Raw genomic sequence first — 17,186 nt, 5'->3', positions numbered from 1 at the left:
CTCTTTATAAATTATTCTGCTTGATTTACTTTAATTACGCGACCGGGGTTTCCCACAACGGTAGCCCCATCTGGAACGTCCTGAATAATGACCGCCCCAGCACCAATAGTACACCAACGACCAATCGTTAGCCCTTGTATAATGCTCGCTCCAATACCAATATGTGTACCCTCGCCAACGGTAACATTTCCGGCCAAGGCCGCATTTGGTGACACATGAACGTAATCCGCTATGTTACAATCGTGATCTACCGAAGCATTGGTATTGATAATACAGTGCTTACCTACACAAACATCAGCGTTAATAGATACACCTGCCATAACCACTGTTCCTTCTCCGATTGTCGTCCGTTTTGACAAATTTGCTGCAGGATGTATCAGCGAGATATAAGGACGGACCTCTGCAAGACTAATCTTCTTTCGAATACCATTGTTCCCTATGCCGATAATCCAAAATGCGTTGACTGCACTATCGTCGGAGGTAGAAACGGGATAGCCCAATAAATTTTTTATTTCGGGATTGGCGTCCACCAATCCTATAATACTATACGAAAGCCGTTCGGCGATTTCGACAATCACTTTACCGTGACCGCTGGCACCATAAATAAATAACTCTTGCTTTTCCATCATTTAGTCATTGCCTGTGAACGGCTCTGTAGTCGCTTGCCCTTCTTGCGATATACCTTCTCGCACAAAAACCTTCTTGATGGTTAAACCTATAATCTTTAGATCTAATGCGAATGATATATTATCCACATACCATACATCGTACTCGAATTTTTGCTTCCAAGATATCGCATTTCGGCCATTCACTTGCGCCCAGCCCGTAATCCCGGGACGAACCTCGTGTCGACGTGCTTGAGCAACATTATACAAAGGTAGATACTGCACTAACAACGGGCGTGGGCCGATTAGCGACATATCTCCCTTCAATACATTTATTAATTGCGGTATCTCATCCAACGATGTTTTGCGCACAAAAGCACCTATTGGCGTCAAACGATCGGCATCAGAAAGCAGATTTCCTTGTGCATCTTTTCGGTCATTCATTGTCTTGAACTTGATAATCTTAAAAACACGACCATGTTTTCCCGGCCTAGATTGAAAGAAAAATGGCTGTCCCGAATTAGCGAACCAAAGTAAAATGGCAACTATAGCTATCACCGGACTTAGTAATGTCAAAGTTACAAGTCCAACCGTAACATCTACGAGTCGTTTAAGTATATTTTTATACATATTTCTCAAAGGTATTCACAAATTCTCGAGCTAAGATGGACTTGTCATATACATTTTCAGCTAACCAGCGCGATTGCTCTCCCATCTTTTTTAGCAGTTCGGAATCTCCTTGCAATGCTTTAATTTTTAATACTAAATCAGCAGGAGACTCTGGATCGGCATAAACACCACATCGATATGTTTCTACTAATTCCTTCGTCCAACCAGCAGAATTTACGATAATGGGTTTGCCTGCGGAAAGCGAATCAAACAATTTGTTCGGAGAATTTGTATAGAGAATTGGTAAGTTCTTAAAGCTCACCAACGATACATCGCAAAGGTTAACTATCTCCGATGTACGATCCATTGGATAGCGACCAAGGAACTTTACATTAGTGAGTTCGCGGATCTTACATTGCGCTCTCAAATCATCCTCAGTAGCACCTCCTCCAACAAACACGAATTCAATTGAAGGATCTTCTTTTAACAACGTGGCTGCCTCTATGATATAATCCGCTCCGTTAGCAACACCAAGAGCGCCAAAATGAATTACTTTAAAACTTTCCGGATCTAGCCCCAATTTCGGATATAAGGTTATATCTTTTTTCCTGATCCAAAAAGCATCTTTTTTTGACATGTTAGGAATCATCGACGTTTTACTCTTGTCAATATACTGAACAACACCGTCCTGCATACCCGGAGATAAAGCAACTACATGTTCAGCATTTACGTAAATCTTTTTTTCCAGTAAACGCATAGCTTTAATCAACAGCGGATTTTTGAAAGCACCCATTTGTATAGGTACTTCCGGCCATAAATCCCGAACTTCAAATAAATATTTTTTTTTCTTTATTTTTTTTGCCAATAATGCTGGTATGCCGACCGTTAAAGGAGTAGAAGTTGCAATTATAACATCATATTGTTTGCTATGTTGGAGTGCATAACGACTGCTATGCCACATGAAGCCTAAAAACGATTTTAGCCTATCTTTTATAGACATAGATTGGTTGTACTTCACCGCATAAGATGCTACTTTTATATTATCTATCGTCTTCATGTAGAAGTCCGTTGTTTGACTATCCGACGAAGTAAGCATAGTAACATCATGCCCATTTTCGATAAGGGCTTTCGCAATCCAGTAGGATCTTGTCCCACCGGGTTCGGCTGGTGTTTTAAAATATTGATGAATATATAGAATTCTCATTTTTTCTCGTAAAGATCTTTATACAGCAATGAAATTTTCGCCCAATTGTGATTGTTTTGAAGTTCCTTTGTTGGTATTAATCGAGTTTGGTATTTTTCAACCATCTCATCTAGTCTCAGCTTAACTTCCTCCAGACTGGAACGCCTAACTTTTGTTCCGATCGTATCCGGGTAGAACCCATCAATACCCTCGCCTTCGGTGTATATTACTGGCAAGCCACATAACATCGCTTCTACATAAACTAGTCCAAAAGTTTCTCCTTTCGAAGGCATCGCAAAAAAATCTGCGTGATTGAAAAGTTCTCTTAATTTTTCCTTTTCACTGATCTTACCATGTAAAATAATCTGGTCTGGATAACGTTTTGCAAACGCTTCAATTTTTTTATGATCCGCGCCGCCTTCGCCGACAAGGTTAAGAACTATCTTATATGCCCTAACCGCATTTAGTGCTACAACTGCCCTCACCAAGGATAGCACATTTTTGCCAGAATCAAATTTTCCCACATATAATGCGGAAATCGCCGTACCTAATTGTCTTCTTGAAAATGGCATTGCATTCATTATCCAATAGGGATCTACACCATTTGGTATAACATCAAGCTTAAGGTTAAGACCCACCTTTATTTTTTGAAGCGACGACAATGCAAGTATACGTTTTCTATAAGCTGCTGATATTGTAACGACAGCCTTCGCATTTTCCAATATTTTCTTTCCGAAAGCTCGTTCATGTAATAAGAACTTATGGAAAATATTAACATCTGAATTCCTAATGGAAACGACATATGGAATTCCATACTTTTGAGATAGAATATATGCCGCTCCGCCGTCACTATACCATGTGTGGGCGTGGATAAGCGCGATTTTCGACAAATCAATTTTCCGTTCTATTGCGCTTACGATTTTCTTGATTTTATGGCGATACCATATCCGATCTATGGACTTGTTTAAGACATAATCATAATGTATTCGCGAACCCTCATTTTTAAAAGTGATATGATTTTTATTGATGCGGTATTTATCCCTTGTCGGATGATAAACCGATTGGCTAATTCCTAGACCGTCTAACTCCTGAAAAAGATTTTTGTAGACAGTTGAGCCTGAAAAGTCATTACATATGTGCAAGATCATTTTGTAGAGTATAAATTTGCTATAAATTGTAATCCTAGTGACGATTTATCGATTGTATTTTTGTTCTTGCTATAAAATGACTCATAGTATTTTCTAAGATCTGTATCGAAGTCCATCAACTTCATCCAACCGTCCGATTGCTTCCAACCGGTTCCCCTAAGCTCTCTAGCAGAAGATTTGCTACCGTCAACGTTATCGGAAAATGTTTGAGTCGAAGCATTCCATATTAAAATACCTAGGGTATTTGAGAATTTTCTTAAATCGTCTTCGCCCCAACCACCCTTTTTTAGGCGATTTGCCGTGAGAACGTAATTAACAATGTGATTACCATGTGTAACATCCTGAACTTCAGCAGTATATTTCGCAATTTTTTTTAATGATCCGGTAAACCTATCCGAGTAAGTGCTGTTCCAAACATAGCAATCGCGACCATTCTTGTTGACGATCTTCAAAGCCTTCCTAAGTTGAAAATCAAAATCATCCTGAAATTTTTTGTAAGAGCTGTTTGGATTAAAAATATTCAAGTACATCGCAACTACGGCCCAATTAGCGCCGATATGAAGACGTTCGTGAAAAAGACGAGACTGATCGTTATAACCGTTAAGGCTTCTCGTATTCCACTTATCGAATGCTGAACGGAGGGCTGTTTGAATTCTGCTATGTTTTTCTTTAAATAGATTTTTACCCTTTATCACAAATAAAAAATCACCTAAATATCTGAAAAAATAACCCTCAAAAACTAAGGATTGTTGGCCGTTTGAATTAACGTTTTGATTGTTTTTATTTACGCTAACTAACCATTTATTTTGCGAATAAGCACTATTGTTTAAGAGAACAGCTTCCACAATCTTTAAATTATTGTTCAGGTATTCAATGTCTCCGGTTTTAGTATACATTATATTATTCGCATCAAGGTAGTATCCCATCGCCATAAAATTATAGGCATTTTTACTGCTGGCGAACTTACCTATATTACCTTTTGAATACATCGTATTTGAAGCCAGTTGTTTATCGAAAGCTATCTTGTATTTACTTTGCGCATATGCCGTAATAGTGTATACTACGAATAGGGATGAACAACATAAATTAATTAAATATTTCATCATCATTAATATTATAGTACTGAAGTAAAGATCTGAGCTGAATGTCATTACCACCATCAGCCACATTACCCTCACTCAACTTAAACGAGTTTGAACTGATTGGGAGCAAATTAGAAAAATATTCGCTTTTAACTGTCTTTGTTCCCTGAATTTGAGCCATTATATTAAGCCATACATCATCAGCATGAAAGCAGAATTTCTTAAAAACGTTTTGGTTGAATACTTCATCAGAAAAAAATGACTTTTTATAAAGGGTGCCGGCACCACTCGTGTGAAAAAGGTCAGAAGTTGGTTCCTGAAAGCTATAAACCTTTTTCCAATTACGGTAAGGCAGTAATTCGCCATCTAATTTAGCAACAGAATAGGCTCTTAGACTACAAATAGCTTCCGGATATCTTACATGAAGATTTAACAACTCTTCGACGACATGTTCCGGATAATATATATCGTCATCTACAGTGATAATCAAATCTTCAGGAAACTGCTGTAGTGCGTAAAAATATTTTTTGTGTGATCTTAAATCGTCTGATACAAACTCTATTTTCAACATATCCTTTTGACAATATTTGCGTAAATTTTTCGGAACACTTGAAAGCCCATTCGGAAATTGTTCGACTGATAGATACAATATTATTTTATCAGGCATACATGTTTGTCGCAAGAGACACTCAATTACAATCCAGACACGGTTTATGCGACCCGGAAAGCTTGTTAACGAAACAATCACCTTCTCGACAGGCCTTTGGGCAAAAGGTCGAACTGTAGAACTCCTAGCCTTAAATATCTTTGGCATTACCAAATTGTTTAAAGAACGGATGATAACTCTTAATGCAGACTGTATTCTATTTCTTCTCCTCAATTTGGAATACAAACTATCAATTTTTTTTAATATCATAAAACTAAACTATTAAATCGTCTCGTTGCTTAAAACGTCGCCTCTCTAACTCCGCGATAATCATTATAAAAAGTAATATTTGCCAAGGTTGCGCTGCAAAAGGTCGTTGCATAAATGATAACAAAAAAACAACTAAGCACCCCACCTGCATCAAATCAAACTTCTTAAGTAGAAAAGTATAACACATCAAAAGTATTGCCACACCAGCTAAGCCAAACTCTATAACGAAAAATTTATATGTTTGTCCCTTAAATAGCAGAGGATTGTCGGTCATGACGCCTCTACCTGCACCATAAATTCGTTCGGGTTTCTGAAGAAAACCTTTGTAAAATTCGTCCAAATATCCGGATTCTCGGCTTTCTACCGACGAATCAACATCTGTGAATCGATTAATGATGGTTGTTTGGAATGTTTCATTATCCTTAAATAGCGCGTAAACAATGATTGTTAGAACTACCAAACTTGTTAATGCAATGACGATACGTCGTATTTGTGTAAGGTTTTGCAAAAAAATTCCCAGTAAAAATAAGGCATAAAAAGCCATGGAAAATGTTGTAATCGCTCCAACTAAGATTATAATATTTGTTTTTCTTCGGAAATCATATCGGTTACCGTAAAGCACGAAAGCACAGAGCGTACCCAATGTGCCAGGTTCATCAAAAATTGAATAAAATCTGATTAAAAAATCGTGTTGAACTTGTATGAAAAGGAGATAATTCTCTATTACGCTATCCATACCCTTAGTATCGTAATACTGGATGTAGCCACCCCACATGGGCAATTTATAAATAAAAGTATGCACTAGCCAAGGCACTAATGACATTAAAATAATTCCCGCTAAAAGATTTGATAGGATTTCTAGTGCGCGTATTTTTTCAGTCTCAGTAAATAAGCGGTGGAATAACAGGATTAGAAAACTTGCTATCAAATATGTTTGAACGCCACCTATAAATGCGGAGAGGATACCAAAATATAAAAAGAACAAAATAGACAAAGGCGAACTCCTAGCCACTCCAGTAATAAACTTGTCATCATGCAACCGAGGCAGCAACAATAAAATTAGCAAGCCTAATAAGCCGATAACCACCAAAAATCTCACATTCCATAGAAACCACATCGGATTGGAAAGTAGCACTATAAGGGCTAGAAGTATAGAGACTTTATTTTCGTTTATATATCGTATTGATCGCATGTGGAGATAATTCTAATACAAAATTCCAATTGAAATCAGAAGTTCACAGTTTAACAACATTTCGGATACTATTTTTAAAAACTAAAAAATAGCATCCAGCAATTACTATCGCGCTTAAAGAATACTTTAAATAAACATTCATTGTCAAATATAACGGAACGTAATTTCTCGCGAAATAGAAAACACAGTAAAATGTAGCAGCGAGAAGGATAGGGCGATACAAAACCAACAGAAAATCACGATTACTTAAAGAGGGTAATATTTTTTTCACAACCACCTCTCGATAGAAGAATATGGTAATAAACGAGTATATCGCCTGCGCGATTGCAGTTCCTAGAATACCGCCAAAATAGGCGCCAACAACAATAAACAGCGGATTCAAAAACAATCGAAGTTGTGTCCATCGAAAACCTAAATCTGTTCTTCCAGTACTTATAACAATCAACACACTAGCGCAATTCACAATGGATGAAAACACTCCCCAAACGCATAAAAATTGCAAGATGTCTGCATATTTAGAGTATTGGCTACCATAAAAAAGTGACAGCGTTTCAGAGCTGTTCACCATTATTATGAGATAACAAACAGTATTAACCAGCATTATACCAGATGAAATCTCTAAATATTTTTCACGAAATTTAACCGTATTATCTTTTAGCTTTGAGAAAATAGGGACGGCTACCTTTGTAACAATCTGATTAATTGAACTGTATATTTTTAAAACAAGATTTTTAATAATTGAATACACTCCCATATCTGCCATAGGTATCATCTTACCCAAAATTAAAATATCAATCTGAGAAGATATATAATCCAATACTTGCGATCCTGCTTGATAAAAGCCAATCTTATAAAGATGTTTGGTTTGGGAATAATTAAGATTGAAACTCAGCGGATGCAATTTAATACCCAAAATAAAATTTAGCACGCTGTTGATAAAAGAAGCGACTAATATGGAGGCAACTAAACTCCAAATTCCATATCCGTTGTAAGCGAGGACAGCTGCAACAAGTAGAGAAAATAATTCCGAAACAATCTTGATAATAGCCAGTTCTTTAAATCTAAAATCTTTTTGCTTAAATACGGCAAACTGCCTTCCTATTGCCGAAATGATTAAATCAACGGCCATAACAGGAATTAAAGTATTTAAAAAAGGCTCATTATAGAACCGCGAAAACAGCGGTGTTGATAAAGTTACGACAAAATAAAGCAGGATAGATATTATCCCTCCTCCCCAATAAAGGCTACTGTATTCTTTTTTGTTGACATTGTTTTGCGACAACAGTGCAGACGATACACCAAGATCTGCGAAAATGTTAGTGAAACCTAAAATCATCAAAACTATCGCAACTAAGCCAAAATCCGATTTGTCTAAGTACCGTGTTAATATGGATATTCGTAATAAATACACAATCGTTACAACCACAAAAGATATTGTAGTCCAAACCGTACCGCCTACAAATCCACTTCTAGATTGTTTCGCCTTCATTTAGTCTGCTTTTTAAAATTCTAGAAGGGTTCCCTCCTACGATAGAAAACGCAGGAAAGTCTTTAGTTAGCACACAGCGAGCAGCTATTATACTTCCCTTTCTAATAACACGCCCAGGTGTCAACAAGACTTCTCTTCCAATCCAAACGTCATCTTCTATAACAGTGAGCATCTTTTTTGAATGTCCTTGAAATATCATCGGTTGGTCTAAATCATCAAAATTATGATTTGCATCCAAAATGTAGCATTGCGGTCCCATCATCACATTATCCCCAATTTGAATATTCGATGGAACCCTACAATTAATGCCGATACCAGAATTATTCCCTATTTCCAACTCAAAACCACTCCCGAAATCAGCACCACTTTCTATATTGACATTACGACCACAGTACTTGAAAATCCGCTTGCAACACAAATATCTCAACTGTTTCGAAACTCCACCAAAAAATAGATTTGTAGATGAAGGCAAATGCTTTAACAACATAAGATATAAAAAAAGAAAAAAGAATTTCTCTATGCCCGCAGTCCCCAACTTTGAGCTAATTACTCTATAAAACCTCATAACATTTAGATTATGTCATAAAGTTACTCGCCAATTGAGTAATAATCAAATCCCAAATTAACTAATTGTTTTTTATTTAAAATTTTCCTTCCGTCAAAAACAAAAGAAGGCTTTTTCATACCGTTTTTAATCTGCTGCCAGTCATACCCTTTAAATTCATCCCATTCCGTTAATATGGCAATAGCGTGAGCACCTTTTACGGCGTCATGATGGCTTTCTACCACCTTGACTAGTCTACGATTATCTTCAGCAGATCGTGTGCCTAGATAATCCAAATCTTTATATATCTGCTCTGCCGACACCTTTGGATCGTAGATGATAACGGTAGCTTCCTCATCCAACAAATGATCTGCCACATAGATGGCTGCAGATTCTCGCGTATCATTAGTGTCTTTTTTAAATGCCCAGCCTAAAAACGCAATCTGCTTTCCGTTGACCGTATTATACATGGTTTGGATAATCTTCTCAGCAAAACGAGATTTTTGATGATCATTCAACGAAATAACCTGTTCCCAATAATCGGCGACAGCTGTTAGATTATAAGAACGCGCAATATAAACCAAATTGAGGATGTCTTTTTGAAAACAAGATCCACCAAAACCAACCGAAGCCTTCAAGAACTTTGAACCTATGCGACTATCCTGTCCAATAGCTCGGGCGACTTCATCAACGTTTGCACCTGTAACCTCGCAAAGCTCCGAGATAGCATTGATACTGGACACGCGTTGTGCTAAAAATGCATTGGCCACCAGTTTCGATAATTCAGAAGACCAAAGATTAGTCGTCAGGATGCGCTCACGCGGCACCCAAGCCTCATATACTTGAACCAACGCTTCGATTGCTTCAGCATCTTCCCCACCTATCAGTACGCGATCTGGATTATGGAGATCAGATACTGCAGTACCCTCGGCTAAAAATTCTGGATTAGAAAGGATATCGAAATTTACACCATTACCCGTATTATCCAATATACTTTTCAAAGCCTCTGCGGTGCGAACAGGTAATGTCGACTTTTCGACAACAATCTTATCTGAGGTGGCTACAGCAGCAATTTGACGCGCGCACAACTCAATAAATTTAAGATCCGCAGCTTGTCCTTTCCCTTTACCATAGGTTTTGGTTGGCGTATTAACCGATATAAAAATCATATCCGCCTCTTTAATGGCTTTATCCACATCTGTCGAGAAGAAAAGGTTCCGCCCCCGAGCTTCTTTGATAACATCATCCAAGCCCGGTTCATACACGGGAAGATGGTTTAAATCACCATCATTCCAAGCTGCGATACGCGCTACGTTTAAATCTACTACAGTAACCTCAACGTCAACATTTTTTTGTGCAATAACTGACATCGTAGGGCCACCAACATATCCTGCGCCGATACAGGCAATCTTTTTTATTTTTTTCATGTAGTGCTAACTAACTTTTCACCTATCTAAGACATCCGTATATTTTTGTTATAAATTTGGAAATCTTTATAACCTCGCATCTACTAAGTTTCGATCTAGACACGCTTTTATATCAAACACAACGGAATTTGATTTTCTCACAAACTCTAAATCCATGTTTAAGAATTCTTTGTGAGAAACCGCAAGGATTATGGAATCATATGATTTATCTTTTTCTAATCGTGTTAAAATATCCACAGCATATTCATGTTTTACTTCTCCAGCATCTGCCCAAGGATCGTAAATATCGACATCAACACCATATTCGCGCAGTTCGTTATAGACATCAACGACCTTCGTGTTACGAACATCGGGACAGTTTTCCTTAAATGTGACCCCCAAAATCAACGCCTTTGCATTACTAACTTGTATACCTTTTTTGATCATCAACTTGACCACCTTTGATGCTATAAATTCAGCTACAGAATCGTTTACGCGACGCCCTGAAAGGATCACATTTGGATGATAGCCGAGTTGAACAGCCTTATGTGCTAAATAGTAAGGATCGACGGAGATGCAATGCCCACCAACCAGTCCAGGTTTGTATTTCAAGAAATTGAATTTTGTTCCTGCCGCTTCAAGGACATCATTTGTATCTATGCCAATACGATCAAATATTAAAGCAAGTTCGTTCACAAAGGAAATATTAACATCGCGCTGTGCATTCTCAATGGCCTTCGATGCTTCTGCAACTTTAATATTTGGAGCTTTGTGTGTACCCGCTAGAACAATCGTTCTATATAATTGGTCAACCTCTTCAGCAATTTCTGGTGTCGACCCCGATGTAACCTTTTTAATGGTAATCAGCGTATTGACTTTGTCACCAGGCACGATGCGCTCAGGCGAGTATCCTACAAAGAAATCTTCGTTAAACTTCAACCCGGAAAACTTCTCCAAAATAGGCACACAATCTTCTTCGGTACAACCCGGGTAGACGGTGGATTCATAAATAACAATATCACCTTTAGTAATGACTTTCCCCAACATCTCAGAGGCCTTTAATAAAGGACCTAAGTCGGGTGCATTGTAACGATCAATAGGAGTAGGAACGGTTACAATATAAATTTGTGCCGTTTTGAGTTCATCAAGTGAACTAGAACTGACATAACCTCGCGCGAATTTCGTGTCTTTCGCTAATTGAATTCCTTTTGTCAGCTTTTCCAAATCGGCCTCCAAAGTCCGATCTTTACCTGTGTTCAATTCATTTACCCGTTCTTCATTGATATCAAATCCGATTACAGGAAAATGCTGAGAAAATTCTATTGCTAATGGAAGCCCAACGTAACCTTGACCTATTACAGCTATTTTTTTCATATTGATAAATGATTCTAATTTCAGCAATTACTTTCTACTGATTGTCTAAATAAAAATTTTTTATTAAATAAAAAAACGGTTAACATGTCGTTAACAAACAAAACCTATTCCTATTTGCTATTCCGTTCCGCCTCTTTCTCCGCCACAATCCTCCGTAGCCCCGAGCTCGAAAACCGATGATCGCGGCTGTTGTAATACAGCTCGATACCCTTTTCCTCGCAATACGCACGGCCCGTAAAATTCTTATCCTTATATTCATCGCCCACGATGCGCACATCAAGCTTGAAGGAACGAAGGATATCCTCTAGATCCTGCTCGGTAGAGTAAGGCACAATTTCGTCCACATACTGGCAACCGCGCAATTGAATATAGCGTTCCACAACAGTCTGTGTAGGCTTGTTTTTCTCTGGACGATCCAATGTAGGATCCATCTGCAAACCACAGATCAAATAGTCGCATTGCCGCTTTGCCTCTGCCAACATCATGATATGCCCCGCATGGAGCAGATCAAAAGTGGAGAAGGTAATACCGACACGCGAACCTGAATTATAGTCCTTATTGGATTGTTTTCGTTGCTCTTCCTTCATGATACTCAACTTGCTTTTTGATATAGGATAATATGGCCTGCCTGCTGCGGCATTACAAAGGACACGGTTACCTTCTTTTTGATCAAGGGCGAAGTTTTCTCCGCTAACTGCAATAAATATGCCGAATTTAAGTTATCGCCCAAAATAACGATATCTACACTATCAGACTCCTGCCCTTTGGCATAAGCGCCTGTTAGCACTACCCGGTCCACATCACCTGCGCGTTCCAACACCTGATCAATTACCTGATCAATGCCCAGAAAAGAGTGCACCAAGCGCTGTAGTGGATTAAAAAGAGGATGCTGCGTATTCGCTTGGTAAAGGATCTTCCGTTGGGCCTGCGCCTTCTCTAAAAAACCGGCATCGGTCAACAGATTCAACTCTTTACGAACCGCATTTGTAGATTCATCGAACTCCTCGGCAATACCACGCAGGTAGCCGGTATTCTTTGCCGAAACAAAAAACTTGATCAGCAACTTTAAGCGGGTCTTCGATGTTATCAATGCGTCTAACATAGTATCCTTATTGGCGAGTAACAAAAGTACTCTACTTTTTCGAGCTATGCAAATTAATTCAATAAAACTTGCTTTTGTATAAGCGAAAAAGAAAAATACTATCCTTCGGCTCCTATCGCATCTTCCGCTTTGGGAATGCTGACCGAAATAACAGCCTTGATCAGCTTCGTCGATCCATTTTTTAGGTACAGCCGACCTTTCAGGCGTATGCTCACCTGTTGTCCGCGCAGTGGACGCAAATCATGTCGCCGTATACGGAAGCCGACAGAAAGATACTGCGCACTATCGGCTTTAAAATAAAGCTGATCCACCGATGGAATGGAAAAAGCGCTATTGCGAAAGGACAACGACAAGACCAGCAAGCCCTTAACGTTTTTATCGGCCCGCGACATAGCCATGCCGATACTCCCCGTAACAACATGCTGCTCGCGATTTGGCGCTTGGTGCAAGCGCACATCGCTATCGAGCGCAAGATACTTTCTGAATCGAACATACCGCATCCATTCAGCGAGTCCAAAAAATAGCACAGCAAGCAGAACAAGTGCGCCAATAATCTCGTAGTTTAAATCATCCATGGGGCTAAACGTGTAATTGTAGACAACGAAGAAACAATATTTCCCCTAAAAACGCATAGCGCAACAGGGGACAAAAGGGAGACAATAAAGGATCTTGAGCGCACATATCCGACTTGGCGTTGACGGCTAAGATTTAGATAATGATACCGTTGCATGCGCAACTGGGAATCGTCCTTTGACGAAAAACGATGGCAACGGCTTAGATGTAGGTGGAGCTGTAGGGTAAAAAAAAGAACCACTACAGCAGAGAAGGCTAATAAAACGGTTAATACATTGGTTATCATATGTAATAATTTAAATACAAATAAAGCAAAAAAACCTTCACTATTATTTGTATTTAAAAAATTATTCGAATCGGTTTAATAAGGCTAAACCTTAAGCCTCAAGCGATGTTTCTACTAGGCGCCCTCAACCAAGCGATTGAGGTAAAGCCCGTAACCCGACTTAATCAATGGCCCAGCGAGTGACAGCAGCTGGCTTTTATCGATGTAGCCCATCCGATAAGCCACTTCTTCAATCGCGCCAATTTTCATGCCTTGGCGCTCTTCGATAACCTGAATAAACTGCCCGGCCTGCATCAAAGAAGCTATAGTCCCGGTATCCAACCAAGCTGTTCCACGATCGAATACACCTACCTTCAGTTTTCCACGTTTTAAATATTCTTTGTTGATATCTGTAATTTCCAGTTCGCCACGCGGTGAGGGTTTGATAGCCTTCGCAATCTGCACCACCTCATTGTCGTAGAAATAGATACCCGGAACGGCATAATTAGACTTCGGCTCTTTAGGCTTCTCCTCGATGGATACCACATTTTTAGATGCATCAAACTCGACCACCCCATAGCGCTCAGGATCCTGCACGGGATAGGCAAACACCACCCCTCCATCGGGGTAGGCACAGGACTGCAATAACTTCGACATACCTGAGCCATAGAAAATATTATCGCCCAAGATCAACGCTACCTTGTCGTCACCAATAAATTCCTCGCCCAAGATAAAGGCCTGCGCAAGCCCATCAGGCGAGGGCTGTTCCTTATAGGAGAACCGGCAACCTAAATGCGAACCATCTCCCAACAGCTTTTGAAAGTTGGGCAGATCCTGCGGCGTAGAGATGATCAAGACCTCTTTTATCCCGGCCAACATCAAGGTTGACAGGGGATAATAGATCATAGGTTTATCGTAAACAGGCATCAGCTGCTTGCTCACGGCAAGCGTTAAGGGATGCAAACGCGTACCGGATCCACCGGCTAAAATAATTCCTTTCATTGTCGTTTTATTTTTAAAATAGTGACGAGGTTACAAGGTGATGAAAGTGACAAAGCCTAAAACACTAAGCTATTTTTTTACTTCGTTACCATATCACTACATCACTTTGTCACTACTTCACATCCGCCCCAACATCGCTACCAAGCTATCTTTCCAATAGGGCACCTCCACCCCAAAACTATCTTTAATTTTTGTTTTATCCAGCAAGGAGTACTTTGGTCGTGCTGCCGCTGTGGGATAATCTGCGGTAGGAATAGCATTAATTGTACAGTCCAAACCTTTCAAATCACGAATGGCTACAGCGAAATCGTACCAAGATATCTCCCCTTCATTGCTAAAGTTGAAGATACCATTTTTCCAGTTACCCGTTTCTATAATGTGAATAATTGCTGTAGCAAGATCTCGGGCATAGGTGGGTGAACCAATTTGATCAGCAACCACCGATATACGGTCACGCTCCGTCATTAGGCGGATCATCGTTTTTACGAAGTTATTTCCATACGTAGAATATACCCAAGAGGTACGGATGATCAGGTACTCCGGCGCCCATTTCTGGATTGCCGCCTCACCAAGTAACTTTGTTTTACCATACACGCTGATTGGCCCTACGGGAGCGTCCTCAGACAAAGGCTCGGCCGAAAGGCCATCAAACACATAATCCGTAGAAATCGCCAAGAGCTTGGCGCCATGGAGGCGGCAATACTGCGCAATCTCCTCACTCGCGAGATGATTCACCTGATCTGCCCGCTGCGGCTCCGACTCCGCCTTATCCACCGCGGTGTAAGCAGCGGCATGGATAATCAGCTCTGGCTGATACATACCCAAAATATCTTGTATGATCATCGTCTGCTCCAAAGGCAGCTGCTTGCTGTCCATAAAATAGAGCTCATGCCCCGATGATTCTCCAAACAGCTCCCGCAATTCCGACCCCAACTGCCCTGAAGATCCTGTAATTAGTATTTTCATGTAATTTTTTATGTGATAGGGTGATGCAGTGACAAAGTGATACGGTGACATCGTGACAAATACTTGATGCTTTATACTTCATCACCTCATCACTTTGTAACCACGTCACTCATTAATCAACGAACAACTCTTTAAAGCTCGGAAGCACTTGATCTTTGTCGGAAATAATCAATTCCTCTACAGGGACAACCCAATCAATACCCAGTTCCGGATCATCAAACTTCACCCCACACTCCGAGGCTTTATTATAAAAATTATCGCATTTATAGAAGAACGTAGCTGTTTCGCTGAGCACCACAAAGCCGTGCAGAAAGCCACGTGGCACGAAGAGCTGCAAATTGTTCTCTGCCGATAGCTCGACCGCAACATGCTGCCCGAAGGTCTCGGAATCTAGACGCGTATCTACGGCAACATCAATTACTTTACCTTCTAGCACACGTACCAACTTGGCCTGCGCATGCTCTCCGGCTTGCGCATGCAGTCCACGAATTACGCCACGAGTAGAATAAGATTGATTATCCTGTACAAAATGTGTTTGTGTATTCGTAAGCTTATTGAAGGTCTGTTCGTTAAAACTCTCAAAAAAATAACCGCGGCTATCGCCAAATTTAGTAGGCTCGATGATAAAGCAACCTTTTAATTTTGTCTCCGTTATCTTCATTACCCCTTATATTGCTTTTCATAATAACCCTGGTAATCTCCCGAAGTCACATTATTCAACCATTCTTCATTATTCAGAAACCAATCAATTGTAATCGACAAGCCCTGCTCAAAAGTAACCGAAGGTTGATAACCGAGCTCCTGATTGATCTTACGAGCATCAATCGCGTAACGCAAATCATGGCCAGGTCTATCCTTAACAAAAGCAATCAACTTGGCCGATGTACCCTCTTCGCGCCCCAGCTTCTCATCCATCTGCCGGCACAATTCCTTTACAAGGTCAATATTTTGCCATTCATTAAACCCACCTACATTATAGGAGTCGCCATTCTTTCCCTGATGATAGACCAAATCGATAGCCTTGGCATGATCGATCACAAACAGCCAATCGCGCGTGTATTTTCCATCTCCGTAGATCGGAAGGGGCTTCTCGTTTAAGATATTATGTATACAAAGAGGAATAAGTTTTTCAGGAAAATGGTTTGGCCCGTAATTGTTCGAACAATTTGTCAATACGATAGGAAGACCGTAGGTATCGTGATAGGCGCGCACAAAATGATCTGACGAAGCCTTCGATGCCGAATAGGGCGAATGCGGATCATATTTGGTGTCTTCGGTAAACAGACCGGTATCGCCCAATGCGCCAAACACCTCGTCAGTAGAAACATGGTGAAAGCGCTTTCCTTCATAGTTGTCTTTCCAGATCTCTTTCGCCGCATTCAACAGGTTAACCGTTCCAATTACATTAGTCATAACGAAGGCCGTAGGATTGGTAATGGAACGGTCAACATGGGATTCGGCTGCGAGATGTATCACCCCGTCTGGTTGGTATTCCTGAAAGATGGACAAGATATGGGCCGCATCGGTAATATCTGCTTTGACAAAGGAATAGTTGGGTTCCTGTTCGATATCGCGCAAATTCTCGAGATTGCCCGCGTAGGTCAATGCGTCAATGTTGATAATACGATAGTGTGGGTATTTCTTGACAAACTCCCGAACGACGTGCGATCCGATAAATCCAGCACCTCCGGTAATGCATATGGTCTTTTCCATATACCAAAGATAACCGA

The 17,186-nt window shown here is 40.0% G+C and carries 18 protein-coding genes; all 18 read right to left on the bottom strand.

The window, feature by feature from the left end:
* Positions 1-11: 11 nt before the first annotated feature.
* Positions 12-629 carry an acetyltransferase gene (locus SCB77_RS12905; protein ID WP_320182416.1) on the bottom strand — a complete coding sequence of 206 codons (618 nt, stop codon included), beginning with the start codon at positions 627-629 and terminating at the stop codon, positions 12-14.
* Complete coding sequence (locus tag SCB77_RS12900; protein ID WP_320182415.1) at positions 630-1,235, bottom strand: sugar transferase; 606 nt, start codon at positions 1,233-1,235, stop codon at positions 630-632.
* A complete protein-coding gene (locus SCB77_RS12895; protein WP_320182414.1) occupies positions 1,228-2,418 on the bottom strand; it encodes a glycosyltransferase family 4 protein in 1,191 nt (396 codons plus the stop codon). The genes SCB77_RS12900 and SCB77_RS12895 overlap by 8 nt, the downstream gene beginning before the upstream one ends.
* A complete protein-coding gene (locus tag SCB77_RS12890; RefSeq protein WP_320182413.1) occupies positions 2,415-3,545 on the bottom strand; it encodes a glycosyltransferase family 4 protein in 1,131 nt (376 codons plus the stop codon). Before SCB77_RS12890 ends, SCB77_RS12895 begins: the two co-directional genes overlap by 4 nt.
* Complete coding sequence (locus SCB77_RS12885; protein WP_320182412.1) at positions 3,542-4,654, bottom strand: hypothetical protein; 1,113 nt, start codon at positions 4,652-4,654, stop codon at positions 3,542-3,544. The genes SCB77_RS12890 and SCB77_RS12885 overlap by 4 nt, the downstream gene beginning before the upstream one ends.
* Positions 4,632-5,441, bottom strand: a complete 810-nt coding sequence (locus SCB77_RS12880; protein WP_320182411.1) for a hypothetical protein — start codon at positions 5,439-5,441, stop codon at positions 4,632-4,634. Before SCB77_RS12880 ends, SCB77_RS12885 begins: the two co-directional genes overlap by 23 nt.
* Before the next feature lie 106 nt (positions 5,442-5,547).
* Entirely contained in the window at positions 5,548-6,660 is a 1,113-nt protein-coding gene (locus SCB77_RS12875; RefSeq protein ID WP_320182410.1) for a hypothetical protein, read from the bottom strand.
* 118 nt (positions 6,661-6,778) lie between these two features.
* Complete coding sequence (locus tag SCB77_RS12870) at positions 6,779-8,224, bottom strand: MOP flippase family protein (RefSeq protein WP_320182409.1); 1,446 nt, start codon at positions 8,222-8,224, stop codon at positions 6,779-6,781.
* Positions 8,205-8,789 carry an acyltransferase gene (locus tag SCB77_RS12865; RefSeq protein WP_320182408.1) on the bottom strand — a complete coding sequence of 195 codons (585 nt, stop codon included), beginning with the start codon at positions 8,787-8,789 and terminating at the stop codon, positions 8,205-8,207. Before SCB77_RS12865 ends, SCB77_RS12870 begins: the two co-directional genes overlap by 20 nt.
* 23 nt (positions 8,790-8,812) lie before the next feature.
* Positions 8,813-10,195 carry a nucleotide sugar dehydrogenase gene (locus tag SCB77_RS12860; protein ID WP_320182407.1) on the bottom strand — a complete coding sequence of 461 codons (1,383 nt, stop codon included), beginning with the start codon at positions 10,193-10,195 and terminating at the stop codon, positions 8,813-8,815.
* A 66-nt stretch (positions 10,196-10,261) separates the two neighbouring features.
* Entirely contained in the window at positions 10,262-11,548 is a 1,287-nt protein-coding gene (locus SCB77_RS12855; RefSeq protein WP_320182406.1) for a nucleotide sugar dehydrogenase, read from the bottom strand.
* Between the two features lie 110 nt (positions 11,549-11,658).
* Positions 11,659-12,135, bottom strand: a complete 477-nt coding sequence (locus tag SCB77_RS12850; protein WP_320182405.1) for an adenylyltransferase/cytidyltransferase family protein — start codon at positions 12,133-12,135, stop codon at positions 11,659-11,661.
* 5 nt (positions 12,136-12,140) lie between these two features.
* Positions 12,141-12,650, bottom strand: coding sequence for an ArsR family transcriptional regulator (locus SCB77_RS12845; protein ID WP_320182404.1), 510 nt, complete (start codon positions 12,648-12,650; stop codon positions 12,141-12,143).
* Between the two features lie 98 nt (positions 12,651-12,748).
* Complete coding sequence (locus tag SCB77_RS12840) at positions 12,749-13,225, bottom strand: hypothetical protein (protein ID WP_320182403.1); 477 nt, start codon at positions 13,223-13,225, stop codon at positions 12,749-12,751.
* 398 nt (positions 13,226-13,623) lie between these two features.
* Entirely contained in the window at positions 13,624-14,490 is an 867-nt protein-coding gene (rfbA, locus tag SCB77_RS12835; protein ID WP_320182402.1) for a glucose-1-phosphate thymidylyltransferase RfbA, read from the bottom strand.
* A gap of 117 nt (positions 14,491-14,607) precedes the next feature.
* Positions 14,608-15,456, bottom strand: coding sequence for a dTDP-4-dehydrorhamnose reductase (rfbD, locus tag SCB77_RS12830; protein WP_320182401.1), 849 nt, complete (start codon positions 15,454-15,456; stop codon positions 14,608-14,610).
* 112 nt (positions 15,457-15,568) lie between these two features.
* Positions 15,569-16,117 (bottom strand): dTDP-4-dehydrorhamnose 3,5-epimerase, encoded by a 549-nt coding sequence (gene rfbC, locus SCB77_RS12825; protein WP_320182400.1) that lies wholly within the window; start codon positions 16,115-16,117, stop codon positions 15,569-15,571.
* Positions 16,117-17,169 carry a dTDP-glucose 4,6-dehydratase gene (gene rfbB, locus SCB77_RS12820; protein ID WP_320182399.1) on the bottom strand — a complete coding sequence of 351 codons (1,053 nt, stop codon included), beginning with the start codon at positions 17,167-17,169 and terminating at the stop codon, positions 16,117-16,119. Before rfbB ends, rfbC begins: the two co-directional genes overlap by 1 nt.
* Positions 17,170-17,186: the final 17 nt, after the last annotated feature.

The organism is Sphingobacterium bambusae, assembly GCF_033955345.1.
GTDB lineage: Bacteria > Bacteroidota > Bacteroidia > Sphingobacteriales > Sphingobacteriaceae > Sphingobacterium > Sphingobacterium bambusae.
The sequence above is the reverse complement of the archived record's forward strand: the minus strand, read 5'-3'. Positions and strand labels throughout refer to the sequence as shown.

What these genes read in the sequence shown, in the direction of transcription:
- SCB77_RS12840 (WP_320182403.1), bottom strand. Translation starts at nt 13,225, where the DNA reads ATGGATGATTTAAACTACGAGATTATTGGCGCACTTGTTCTGCTTGCT.
- SCB77_RS12900 (WP_320182415.1), bottom strand. Translation starts at nt 1,235, where the DNA reads ATGTATAAAAATATACTTAAACGACTCGTAGATGTTACGGTTGGACTT.
- SCB77_RS12895 (WP_320182414.1), bottom strand. Translation starts at nt 2,418, where the DNA reads ATGAGAATTCTATATATTCATCAATATTTTAAAACACCAGCCGAACCC.
- rfbC (WP_320182400.1), bottom strand. Translation starts at nt 16,117, where the DNA reads ATGAAGATAACGGAGACAAAATTAAAAGGTTGCTTTATCATCGAGCCT.
- SCB77_RS12860 (WP_320182407.1), bottom strand. Translation starts at nt 10,195, where the DNA reads ATGAAAAAAATAAAAAAGATTGCCTGTATCGGCGCAGGATATGTTGGT.
- SCB77_RS12875 (WP_320182410.1), bottom strand. Translation starts at nt 6,660, where the DNA reads ATGTGGTTTCTATGGAATGTGAGATTTTTGGTGGTTATCGGCTTATTA.
- SCB77_RS12845 (WP_320182404.1), bottom strand. Translation starts at nt 12,650, where the DNA reads ATGTTAGACGCATTGATAACATCGAAGACCCGCTTAAAGTTGCTGATC.
- rfbA (WP_320182402.1), bottom strand. Translation starts at nt 14,490, where the DNA reads ATGAAAGGAATTATTTTAGCCGGTGGATCCGGTACGCGTTTGCATCCC.
- SCB77_RS12855 (WP_320182406.1), bottom strand. Translation starts at nt 11,548, where the DNA reads ATGAAAAAAATAGCTGTAATAGGTCAAGGTTACGTTGGGCTTCCATTA.
- SCB77_RS12865 (WP_320182408.1), bottom strand. Translation starts at nt 8,789, where the DNA reads ATGAGGTTTTATAGAGTAATTAGCTCAAAGTTGGGGACTGCGGGCATA.
- SCB77_RS12905 (WP_320182416.1), bottom strand. Translation starts at nt 629, where the DNA reads ATGATGGAAAAGCAAGAGTTATTTATTTATGGTGCCAGCGGTCACGGT.
- SCB77_RS12880 (WP_320182411.1), bottom strand. Translation starts at nt 5,441, where the DNA reads ATGCCAAAGATATTTAAGGCTAGGAGTTCTACAGTTCGACCTTTTGCC.
- rfbD (WP_320182401.1), bottom strand. Translation starts at nt 15,456, where the DNA reads ATGAAAATACTAATTACAGGATCTTCAGGGCAGTTGGGGTCGGAATTG.
- SCB77_RS12890 (WP_320182413.1), bottom strand. Translation starts at nt 3,545, where the DNA reads ATGATCTTGCACATATGTAATGACTTTTCAGGCTCAACTGTCTACAAA.
- SCB77_RS12870 (WP_320182409.1), bottom strand. Translation starts at nt 8,224, where the DNA reads ATGAAGGCGAAACAATCTAGAAGTGGATTTGTAGGCGGTACGGTTTGG.
- SCB77_RS12885 (WP_320182412.1), bottom strand. Translation starts at nt 4,654, where the DNA reads ATGATGATGAAATATTTAATTAATTTATGTTGTTCATCCCTATTCGTA.
- SCB77_RS12850 (WP_320182405.1), bottom strand. Translation starts at nt 12,135, where the DNA reads ATGAAGGAAGAGCAACGAAAACAATCCAATAAGGACTATAATTCAGGT.
- rfbB (WP_320182399.1), bottom strand. Translation starts at nt 17,169, where the DNA reads ATGGAAAAGACCATATGCATTACCGGAGGTGCTGGATTTATCGGATCG.